The sequence below is a fragment of the Megasphaera sp. AM44-1BH genome (genome assembly GCF_003467125.1).
Taxonomy (GTDB): domain Bacteria; phylum Bacillota; class Negativicutes; order Veillonellales; family Megasphaeraceae; genus Megasphaera.
Window position 1 is genome coordinate 50,203 of sequence record NZ_QSFA01000017.1, and the last position, 9,710, is coordinate 59,912.

The 9,710-nt window shown below is 46.1% G+C and carries 11 protein-coding genes, 1 pseudogene and 1 other annotated feature; of the genes and pseudogenes, 5 read left to right on the top strand and 7 right to left on the bottom strand.

From position 1 onward, the window contains the following. Window positions 1-6 precede the first annotated feature (6 nt). Together DW949_RS10675 and DW949_RS10680 are read right to left on the bottom strand one after the other, a co-directional pair. The gene (locus DW949_RS10675) at window positions 7-951 is read right to left on the bottom strand and encodes an AEC family transporter (protein WP_118023204.1); all 945 of its coding nucleotides are present in this window, start codon (window positions 949-951) and stop codon (window positions 7-9) included. A gap of 36 nt (window positions 952-987) precedes the next feature. Continuing rightward, entirely contained in the window at window positions 988-1,770 is a 783-nt protein-coding gene (locus DW949_RS10680; RefSeq protein ID WP_118023205.1) for a carbon-nitrogen family hydrolase, read from the bottom strand. A 167-nt stretch (window positions 1,771-1,937) separates the two neighbouring features. Between DW949_RS10680 and ybaK the strand changes: the two genes are divergently transcribed. Both ybaK and DW949_RS10690 read left to right on the top strand, forming a co-directional pair. Beyond that, window positions 1,938-2,444: a Cys-tRNA(Pro) deacylase gene (gene ybaK, locus DW949_RS10685; protein ID WP_118023206.1), complete on the top strand. Its 507-nt coding sequence runs from the start codon at window positions 1,938-1,940 to the stop codon at window positions 2,442-2,444. Further along, window positions 2,437-3,096 carry a uracil-DNA glycosylase gene (locus DW949_RS10690; RefSeq protein WP_118023207.1) on the top strand — a complete coding sequence of 220 codons (660 nt, stop codon included), beginning with the start codon at window positions 2,437-2,439 and terminating at the stop codon, window positions 3,094-3,096. The genes ybaK and DW949_RS10690 overlap by 8 nt, the downstream gene beginning before the upstream one ends. Window positions 3,097-3,245: 149 nt before the next feature. Here DW949_RS10690 and DW949_RS10695 read toward each other — a convergent pair whose 3' ends face one another. Continuing rightward, on the bottom strand, window positions 3,246-4,670 hold the full coding sequence (locus DW949_RS10695) for an FAD-binding oxidoreductase (protein ID WP_059075646.1): 1,425 nt from the start codon (window positions 4,668-4,670) through the stop codon (window positions 3,246-3,248). A gap of 441 nt (window positions 4,671-5,111) precedes the next feature. Beyond that, window positions 5,112-5,372, top strand: a binding site (T-box leader). Between the two features lie 101 nt (window positions 5,373-5,473). Between DW949_RS10695 and DW949_RS10700 the strand changes: the two genes are divergently transcribed. Then, complete coding sequence (locus DW949_RS10700) at window positions 5,474-6,472, top strand: bile acid:sodium symporter family protein (RefSeq protein WP_199595872.1); 999 nt, start codon at window positions 5,474-5,476, stop codon at window positions 6,470-6,472. Between the two features lie 201 nt (window positions 6,473-6,673). Next, window positions 6,674-7,042 (top strand): hypothetical protein, encoded by a 369-nt coding sequence (locus DW949_RS10705; protein ID WP_118023208.1) that lies wholly within the window; start codon window positions 6,674-6,676, stop codon window positions 7,040-7,042. Window positions 7,043-7,403: 361 nt separating this feature from the next. Here the strand turns inward: DW949_RS10705 and DW949_RS10710 are convergent, their stop codons facing one another. The 4 genes and pseudogenes from DW949_RS10710 to DW949_RS13975 all read right to left on the bottom strand — a co-directional run. Then, on the bottom strand, window positions 7,404-8,024 hold the full coding sequence (locus DW949_RS10710; protein ID WP_255417826.1) for an ERF family protein: 621 nt from the start codon (window positions 8,022-8,024) through the stop codon (window positions 7,404-7,406). A gap of 38 nt (window positions 8,025-8,062) precedes the next feature. Further along, a complete protein-coding gene (locus tag DW949_RS13970; protein WP_118023210.1) occupies window positions 8,063-8,578 on the bottom strand; it encodes a relaxase/mobilization nuclease domain-containing protein in 516 nt (171 codons plus the stop codon). Between the two features lie 2 nt (window positions 8,579-8,580). Next, window positions 8,581-8,970, bottom strand: a complete 390-nt coding sequence (locus tag DW949_RS10720) for a hypothetical protein (RefSeq protein WP_118023211.1) — start codon at window positions 8,968-8,970, stop codon at window positions 8,581-8,583. Between the two features lie 271 nt (window positions 8,971-9,241). Continuing rightward, window positions 9,242-9,493, bottom strand: a pseudogene (locus DW949_RS13975) (tyrosine-type recombinase/integrase); the annotation flags it as partial. Between the two features lie 111 nt (window positions 9,494-9,604). Here DW949_RS13975 and DW949_RS13980 point away from each other — a divergent pair. Further along, window positions 9,605-9,697, top strand: a complete 93-nt coding sequence (locus DW949_RS13980) for a YadA-like family protein (RefSeq protein ID WP_370448748.1) — start codon at window positions 9,605-9,607, stop codon at window positions 9,695-9,697. The last annotated feature ends 13 nt before the right edge of the window (window positions 9,698-9,710 follow it).

The window sequence follows — 9,710 nt, forward strand, 5'->3', positions numbered from 1 at the left end:
TTTATCTCAACCGACAATAGCCATATACAGGGGAATGACCACCAATCCAAGAGCAATAGACAGGAAACTGATTTCGGTGGCATATTGCACATCAGCACCGACGGATTTCGCCACGACGGTCATTTGCGTCATAGCCGGCATACTGGCCTGCATGGTAAATACCTTGGCCGACATATCCGTAATAGGGATAAATGGCAGCAGCACCAGCACACAACAGGGACAGATGAGGAACCGGCCACATAAGGCGCCGATGATATCCCGGTCCCAATGAATGTCTTTCCAGGAAATGAGGCTCATTTCAATGCCGATGACAATCAGGGACAACGGCGTTGCCATGTTTCCGACATATTGGAAACTCATGACCAGAAAATCAGGCAGCTTCACGTCGAGCATAACCAGAACGAGGCCGATGAGAAAGCCCTCCAGCGGCGGTGAAAAAACCTTTTTAATCGTCTGCACAGAAAAGAGCGGCATATGCTTTCCCCCTGTACTATCATTGACAATATGATACACCGCCAGTGTCCAGAACATGGTCGTATTAGCCATATAATAAAGCATGACCGATGGTACACTTTTAGGACCAAACAAGGCCAGATTAACAGGCAGGCCGATAAAAATCGTATTGGCAATAAAAAAGCAGGTAATGAATATCCCCTGCCGGTCCTTGCGGATATGCAGGACTGCCGCCGCAAGCCGGCCTACAAAGTAGGCCAGGAAAATAGAAGTAAAAGGCAGTACCAGGTCCGGCGCAATCTGTACCAATGAATCATGCGTAAAATCCCGGACCATGTTAACTACCATATAAAAGGGCAGCGCCACTTTCATGACAATCTTCGTCAAAAGAGCGCTCGTACTGCTATCAAACCATCCCTTACGGGACAAAATAAAGCCGATGGAAATAATAAAAATAACTTCAAAAATACCCTGCAGGCCATGTATAGCCCCTTCCATACCAACACTTCCTCACTTATCTATAATCGGGGCATATCAGAGATGATATAATTCCGGCCGACGGTCACGGAATACATTGATGCTATGACGGATGCCTTCGATGACAGACAAATCGACATCACTGGTGATAATCTGCTCCCGTCCATCTGCCTGGGAAAGGACCTTGCCCCAGGGATCGATAATCATGGAACCGCCACAGAACTGATACTCTCCGGCCTTGCCGCAACTGTTGACAGCTACGACAAACATCTGATTTTCAATGGCCCGTGCCTGATTCAGGATCTGCCAGTGTCCCAACCGCGGATTGGGCCAGGCCGCCGGTACGAAAAGGATCTGCGCGCCGGCCAGCGCTGCCATACGCACCCATTCGCCAAATCGCACATCATAACAGATAATCGACGCCATTTTCACACCATCTAATTCAAAAATATTGAGAGGATCTCCCGGCGTAAAAACGGTATCTTCCTTTCCCGGCGTAAACAGATGTACTTTGTCATACTCTCCGACAACCTGACCCGTCCTGTCTACAACAAAAGTCGAATTATACAACTTTCCCTGCTTTTTATTGGCTACAGAACCCCCAACAATGTGAACATGATGCCGTTTTGCCTCATCGGAAAGAAAAGCCTTTGTTCTCTTTCCCTCTTCATCGGCCAGATTATAGACATCTGGTGGATAAAACGACGTATTCCACAACTCTGATAACACGACAATATCGGCATCTGCTGCAGCCGCCGCTTCTACGGCCTGATCGGCTATATGATAATTGGCATCTACATCGCCATAGCTGATGGCTGCCTGTACCGCTGCTATCTTCATAAACCCACCCCCATTAATACAAAAATGCAAACCCGCATATTTATTATATAAAAGGCTGGCAGGCAATGCAACGGCTGATACACGTCCCAGTATAAGAAAACTCCTGGAAATCACTGTCTTCCTATGCTATAGTAGTATCGAAACGACTGGAATGGGAGGAACGGAGCATGGCAAAGGTGAAGAAAACGAATGTTATGCGCATTCTGGACAAGCATAAAATCATGTACGATACCAAAACATATGCTTATACAGAAGATGATTTGTCTGGCATTCATGCGGCGGCTGAGCTGGGATTGGATGCTGCCCGGTTATTCAAGACCCTCGTCGGTAAGGGCAATAGGACCGGAATCGTCGTCTTCTGTATTCCCAGCGACCGGGAACTGGACCTGAAAAAGGCAGCTGCAGTAAGCGGTAACAAGCACGTGGAACTGCTCCATGTCAAAGACCTGCCCGGCATCACTGGATATATCCGTGGTGGCTGTTCCCCCATTGGCATGAAAAAACAATTTCCGACGTATATTGATACATCTGCTGAGAATTTTGATACCATCAGTATCAGTGCCGGCCAACGGGGACTGCAGGTGTTATTGCCGGTCTCCTGTATCTGCACGGTCACCGGTGCCAGCATGGCCGGCCTGACAGCAGATCATGGGGAGGCAGAATGCGATGAGTGATGACAAGATGAAAGAATGGCTCCAGAATCTCATGAACTGTGATGCCTGCAAACTGCGCCACGAAGGAAACAGGGGCCCGACACGGTATTCCGGGGACCCGGCTTCACCGCTTATGTTTGTCGGCGAAGGACCTGGGGGCGTCGAAGATGAATATGGCGTCCCTCTTGTAGGACCGTCCGGCCAGCTTCTCGACAAAGCCCTGTGGAGTGTCGGCCTGACCAGGGATCACGTGTATGTGACCAACATTGTCAAATGCCGTCCTAAAAATAACCGGACTCCTACGCTGGAAGAAGGAAAGGCCTGTGCCAATATTCATCTCGTGAAAGAAATCGGACTGGTACAGCCAAAAGTCATCGTCTGCCTCGGCAAGGTAGCCTTCCAGTATTTTTATGGCCACACGGCCAGCATTATGCGCAACCGGGGAAAATGGTTCACCTGGCATGACATCCCGGTCATGCCGACCTATCATCCGGCATTTCTCCTGCGTCAGACTGGAAAAGAACTGGTAGAATCCAAATGGCAGGTATACTACGACTTCAAAGCGGCTGTAGAAAAAGCCGTTGCCGCCGAACCGGATTTCGTATACAAGAGCGAGGAAAAGCCAGACCTTCTTGCCCAATACGAAGGACTCCGGGAAAGCCGTCATTTCTAATTCTCCCCAGCATATGATATTTCTTTCTAAACTAAAATAGGTTGTCTCACAAAGCAATCATAGCTTCATGAGACAACCTATTTTTATCTTAACCCCCTGCCAGGGATGATCAAAACCAGAACACCCTGACAACTGTTTTTATTGTATATTTATTCCTGAACAAAATCGCCTGTCATATCGACGAGTTTGCCCGGATTCATGATGTTGTTTGGATCCAATGCTTTCTTGATTGCTTTGATGACATGCAGTTCCGGAGCCGGCGTGCATTTAGCAAATTCATCGAGTTTCTTGAAACCAATGCCGTGTTCACCGGACATTTTACCGCCCAGAGCATAGACGCGTGGGAACAGGTCGCGATGGAAGGCTTTAATCTTGTTGAACCATTCTTCCGGAGAAAGGCCTTCTTTATTCAAAGGCAGAACATGGATATTGCCATCGCCGATATGGGCAACAGTTACGCAATACAGGCCGTATTTTTCACGGAGTTCCGGAATCTGTTTGGTGATATCAGGAATCTTATCGAGAGGCACGACAAAATCTTCCGTCTGGAACATCTTATCTACGTCACGGGCCGCTTCGGCAAACTGTTTGCGCAGCGTCCAGATACGTTTATCGGCTTCGAATTCATCGATAGAACCATTGTTTTCAGCCAGATCACAGAGCAATTCCATCTTGCGGTCCGATTCTTCTTCATTGAACGATTCTACCGTGACGATGACGTAATCACAGCCTTCATCGACGTGCGGCATCTTCATATCGAGGAATTTGCAAGTCATGACCAGAGCTTCATTATCCATGAATTCGATACTGGTCGGATCGATACCAGCTTTCAGAATCTTATTCGGCAGGGCAAAGGCTTCATCATCGGTCTTGAATACGCAGACCATATTGAATACATACGGAGCCTGGGGATAGAGTTTTACCGTAACTTCCGTGATAATGCCCAGTGTGCCTTCGGAACCGGCATAGAGCTGTTCCAGGCAGAGGCCGGTAGAGCTCTTTTTCAGACGGGAGCCGGCTTCTACGACTTCCCCCGTCGGAGTTACGACTTTCAGGCTGTATACCTGATGACGGGTCGTGCCATACTTTACAGCCTTGTTGCCGCCGGCGTTATTAGCTACGTTGCCGCCGATCTGGCTGCTGTCGGCACTGGAAGGGTCGCCGGCATACAGAAGGCCATGACGGGCAGCTTCACGCTGTAAATCCCCGGTGATGACGCCAGTCTGGCAGACAGCGTACATGTTGTCCGGATCGAGTTTGAGAATCTTATTCATCCGTTCCAGTTCGACGACGATACCATGATATACAGGGATAGCGCCACAGGCAACACCGGAGCCAGCTGAACGCGGGGTAATTGGGACGAGATATTTATTCGCCAGTTTGACGATTTCTACGACCTGTTCCGTCGATTCCGGGAATACGACGACTTCCGGTTTGCTGAAATAATGAGAATTCCCTTCTTCGTCTGTCTGATAGGCTACGAGGTAATCTTCATCAGTCTTTACTTGTTTCGGGCTCATTACGCGTTTCAGTTCTTCTACCAATTCGGGGGTTACGGGATTAAAATGTGCCATGAGGAACACGACCTTTCTGTACGTTTTGATGGAATGTGTGACCAGAATGTCTGATTAATTATTTAAGCTCACTCTTACAGCTCTTAGGCTGCAGCCGTCGTGAACTTGATGTTTGACAGTATATCACGATGTCAACGTTTGTAAAGTCCCGATTTTTCCGTAAAAAGATTTGTCAACCCCAGGATAAAGCCTGTAATTCCGGTACCTTTTACGTTTAACGAAAACCGTAAAATTTTTTGCATGCTACTTGCGAAATGATATTATTCCTGTTTAGCATGGATATCTCGTCTTATTTATATACATGTCCTAATGACGTAACGCAAAAAATCGCCGTACAACGTTTAATTATTTATTGTGTTGCAAACATAAACTTAATAAATTTACAAAAAGGGCTTGACTTCTTCTCCCATGGTAGCGTATAATACGCATCAAGCAAACAACCAAACAGTGTTGATTGGGAAAAGTACTTACAGACCCTGACAGTACAGAGAACCTGCTGCATGGTGAGAGGCAGGATGTAAAGACTATAAGGAATATCACCCAGGAGCTGCCAGCTGAAAGCAAAGCAAGTAAGCGTGGCCGATTGACAACCGTTATCTTGTCCGGCATTGAACGTCAGAGAAATCTTTCGGTGATGTCAGTAGAGTGGTCGTTCACGACAATAAGAGTGGTACCGCAGAGCTATAACGCTTTGTCTCTTTCTAAGAGGCAAAGCGTTTTTTTTAACTCCAGGTAAACGCAATCAGCCGTTTGTTATTTGCAGCAATCTTACATTTATATTTTTTATTCGGAGGTATGCAATTATGATGAACTTTGTTACAAAACTAAGCGGTTTCGTAGGGAAAAATCTTACCTGGCTCGTATTACTCACTATCGTGGGCGGTTATTTCGTTCCTTCCGGTTTCACCTGGGCTGTAAAAAATACGGTCTGGCTTCTGGGAGTCGTCATGTTCGGCATGGGCATGACACTCCATGCGTCGGATTTTAAACTCGTACTCCAGCGTCCCCGCGAAGTCCTCGCCGGCACGGTCTGCCATTACACCATTATGCCCCTTGTCGCCTATGCCCTGGTCATGGTATTCGGCCTGACTCCGGAACTGGCTGTCGGCATGGTTCTTCTCGGCTCCTGCCCCAGCGGCACGGCATCCAATGTCATGAGCTTCCTTGCCAAAGGTGATGTTCCTCTGGCCGTTTCCATCACAACCGTATCGACGCTGCTGGCACCTGTCATGATGCCTTTCCTCGTCTGGGCACTGGCCGGCCAGTGGGTTACGGTATCCTTCCTTTCTATGGCCATGACAGTCATGAAAGTCATCCTCGTACCGCTCGTTCTTGGCCTGCTCGTCCATCGTCTTGTCGGTGAAACCTATCTGGCACAGATGCAGAAGGTCCTCGTTCTCGTATCCGCCTTTGCCGTTCTTTCCATCCTCGGGGGTGTCGTCGCTGTCAATGGTGCTAAAATCGTTTCCCTCGGCGTATTCATGGTCGTCCTCGTCCTCTTGCACAATCTGTTCGGTTTTGCTCTCGGCTATTTCATCACGGGAAAACTTGGTTTTGGCAAACGCCAGCAGCATTCAGTTACACTGGAAGTCGGCATGCAGAATGATGCCCTTGCTCTTTCTATCTGCTCCATCTACTTTGCCCCGGCTGTCGCTATCCCGGCCGCTGTAGGTGCCGCTGTCCATCAGATCACAGGCTCCATGCTGGCCGGACTCTTTGCCCGCAACATGGACAAATATGAAGCCCGCCAGCAGGCTGCTTCCACACAGAAAGAAGCAGCGCCTGCCCCGTCGGCTCACTAATCAGCTCCCCAGAGACGTTGTGACCTCGTGTCGCAGCGTCTTTTTTTTGCCATATATATAGGTATTATATAAGGAAGAAAAAAACACGGTTCTGACGCCGTTTTTAAAATTCATCGGTTTTGTGAAGGAAACGAAGCCACGCCGCTACCAAATTGTCACAATCAAATCGTATACTAATAAACACAAGAAGGAGGGATACATATGAAGATAAAACGCCTTATTGCTTTGTCTATTACAGCCGCAGCACTGGCAGGTGGTGCCGCATTTGCACAGGATACTCATTTTGATGGCTATGCACACAATCCCATAGCCATGCACAACGATCAGCAGACTTCTCTTTGGAATCAAAAAAAAGACTTGAAAAAAGAAGAACAAATCCGCAAGAAACGCGAACAGGAAGAAAAAAAGCGCATCGAACGGGAAAAGAAAGAACGTCAGCGGGCAGAAGCAAACCGCAAAAAGAAAAAGTCCTACAAAAAACCGATGCCAAAGCCAAATGACCAGCACCGGCAAAATCAGCAGGATCAAAACCGGACATACCGCAACTATGCACCGGGCTACAACCGCTGATACTATGTGTGGCACCCCTGTTTTGTAAAGGTTTGAAATTCAGGTCTTTACAAAATGGGGGTTTACTGTTAAACTAATACAGTACCTATTATATGCGGGTGTAATTCAGTGGTAGAATACGAGCTTCCCAAGCCGATTCACCTATTTTTTTTATCTTTTTTAAATCGCTTAACCATGCGGTTTATCAGTGTTACTTACAAAAGATTTGTCGTACATTGCACCCCTTCTGCACCCCTTTTCTTAATTTATTAAACTCAAAACACAAATTTCAGGCTCTGTCGGACAGACAGAGCCTTATTTTTTTAATTAAAAATCATACTATACTGCTGTATGATAATTCAAAGTAAGTCATTAACTATAGTCATGCGCTTTCCCTTGCTTCGTGCTGACATCGCATGCAGAGAGGCTTGCCGAACTGTTGCTTGGAATAGGCTGCCACTTTATCACTGATGTGAGCACCGCAGTCGGCACAGACGTGGGCTTTTCCCGTTGTATTTGCACCTTGTCGGCTGGGATGGGGAGCCCGTTTGACCTCGTTTGGCGTCGTTTGGCAGGTGGCGTTACTCCCTGTACTGGCCAATGTATGTTCATCGGTCTTTGTGTCAGCTTCTGGGTCATCACCAGTACTGATGTTCAGGGTCAGCATATAGGCATATTTTATGGCCGCCGTTTCAGCCTTCATGACAGCCTTATCTCCGGCATCCTGTCCGGAACCGATACCTACGATTTCAAAGGTTTCGCCGGTTTCGACGTCCATCAAGGTGATCGTCATCTGGATGGTAGCCAGCTTTTCAACATTCCCCTTAAGGGTCGTCACATCGGTCAGGTCGAAGAGTTCCGGCTTGGCCAATGAGATGATGCCATGCTTGACGAAGGACTGGTTCACCTTTTCCAGTACATCGGCACTGGTGGCATACTTATATCCATGGAACTGATTCTTCCCATTCTTTTGGACGTAGCTGCATTCGTGCATGACATCCAGTAGCTTGTCTGTGGTATTTTCAGATAATAATTATGCCTTTAAGCAAAATGTTCTTCCAAGTATCTCCGTTCATATTCACTATATCGGACCGATTCTAAATTCACGTTCGACAGGCAAACACTTGCTTTCAATTTGTACCTGAGCAAATCTATGAATCTGAAGTTCACCCGGGTTCCATCACTATACCGGACTGAATTCAATACAAAATGTGCATGATAATGACTCGTATTCGTATGCACTGCCCATGCCACCTGACACTTCTCAGTAGTAAAGATGTAATTAGCCATAGCGACCGACGCAATGCAAAGTTTGCGTATATTCTTCTCCTGGCTCTCCCAGTCACTGATAGATAAGACCAGATGTCTATATTGTCTTCCCTGCGTCTGATTCATGAGCAGTTTAGTCATCATCATGCCTTCTGCCGGATTCATAGGATTCACGCCGAAACAATCGTAAAAAGCAATCTTATTGTGATGCCGTTCCATATCCCTCAGATAATCAAGCATTCCCTTCAATGTGAAATTACCTTGCTTTTTGATTATGAAGACCGCCATTGCTATTCTTCCTCGCTTTTATTCATCAGAAACTTCGCTATATCGCTTTCTTGTTGTTCCAAGAATCTGGTTGTGTCCTGATAGAATTGTTGCAACCGATCATCGTTCGTTCCTTTTATCCAGCTAAGCTTATACTTGATTTCAGCTAACTGTTCAGCTAACTTCCTACTGTCGGGATAAACATTGACCTGCCCCTCTTCAATCAAGCGTGTTATATATTCGGATACGGTTAAGCCGCTTTCCTTTACTTTTTCATCAAGTATTTTCTTTGTATGAGCTGTACACCGAGTATTTATTTGGACGGTTTTCTTTTCTTTCTCTTCCCTGTCATAATATTCCTTTCTGTTGTTTAACTGTTTTTCGATATTACGTTTCCTCAAAGATTTACTCATAATATGACCACCTTTCTTTGCTATACAGTCTCTTTCTTGACTTATGGAAAAAACTTTAGTTTTTTCCTATGATAGGATAAACTTTATAATCCTTAGGAGCTTGATGAAAATATTTAAAAGATAATATAATCACCTCCTTCATTTGACATCATTTAAGAACAATTGAAATCATTCTTTCTTTATTAACATGTTTTAGTATTCATAAAAAACAAAAAAAGAAGAGAGAACGCAATACACGTTCTCTCCCATATATAAACGTTATTGTAACTATCTACCCTTTCCGCATTTTATCAAAGTGTTTTCCCATGATTTGTGCAGCCTCCTTCTTTTTACTATCCAAGGGATGTAAGTAGATGGACGTAGTCCGTATGTTTGTATGCCCTAACATTGACTGTACAGTCGTTAAAGATGCCCCTTCATTCAGAGCATACGTAGCGGCCATATGACGCAAAGAGTGAACACCAATATGGGGTATTCCTATCTTTTTGCACATTTTTGTCAGCCGTGTATTCAGATAACTAGGACTTACAGGAACTAGATGATCATGTAGTTATCAGGTAAATCATCTATTGCCTTCAGCAATTTCTTCAGCTGTTCTTCCTGAATAATGGGATAGTGATGATAACTCCATCCCTTGGATTTCGCCCCCGATGACAAAGGCTCCTTTGCCGTCGGATTCGGCTCCTACAAGAGCGAACATGCCGCAGCCCTCGTCGCCTCTAAATAGCACGATTTCCTCC

Coding starts and splice junctions, on each gene's coding strand:
- DW949_RS10700 (WP_199595872.1), top strand. CDS start 5,474: ATGATGAACTTTGTTACAAAACTAAGCGGTTTCGTAGGGAAAAATCTT.
- ybaK (WP_118023206.1), top strand. CDS start 1,938: ATGGCAAAGGTGAAGAAAACGAATGTTATGCGCATTCTGGACAAGCAT.
- DW949_RS10720 (WP_118023211.1), bottom strand. CDS start 8,970: ATGAGTAAATCTTTGAGGAAACGTAATATCGAAAAACAGTTAAACAAC.
- DW949_RS10695 (WP_059075646.1), bottom strand. CDS start 4,670: ATGGCACATTTTAATCCCGTAACCCCCGAATTGGTAGAAGAACTGAAA.
- DW949_RS13970 (WP_118023210.1), bottom strand. CDS start 8,578: ATGGCGGTCTTCATAATCAAAAAGCAAGGTAATTTCACATTGAAGGGA.
- DW949_RS10705 (WP_118023208.1), top strand. CDS start 6,674: ATGAAGATAAAACGCCTTATTGCTTTGTCTATTACAGCCGCAGCACTG.
- DW949_RS10690 (WP_118023207.1), top strand. CDS start 2,437: ATGAGTGATGACAAGATGAAAGAATGGCTCCAGAATCTCATGAACTGT.
- DW949_RS10680 (WP_118023205.1), bottom strand. CDS start 1,770: ATGAAGATAGCAGCGGTACAGGCAGCCATCAGCTATGGCGATGTAGAT.
- DW949_RS10675 (WP_118023204.1), bottom strand. CDS start 951: ATGGAAGGGGCTATACATGGCCTGCAGGGTATTTTTGAAGTTATTTTT.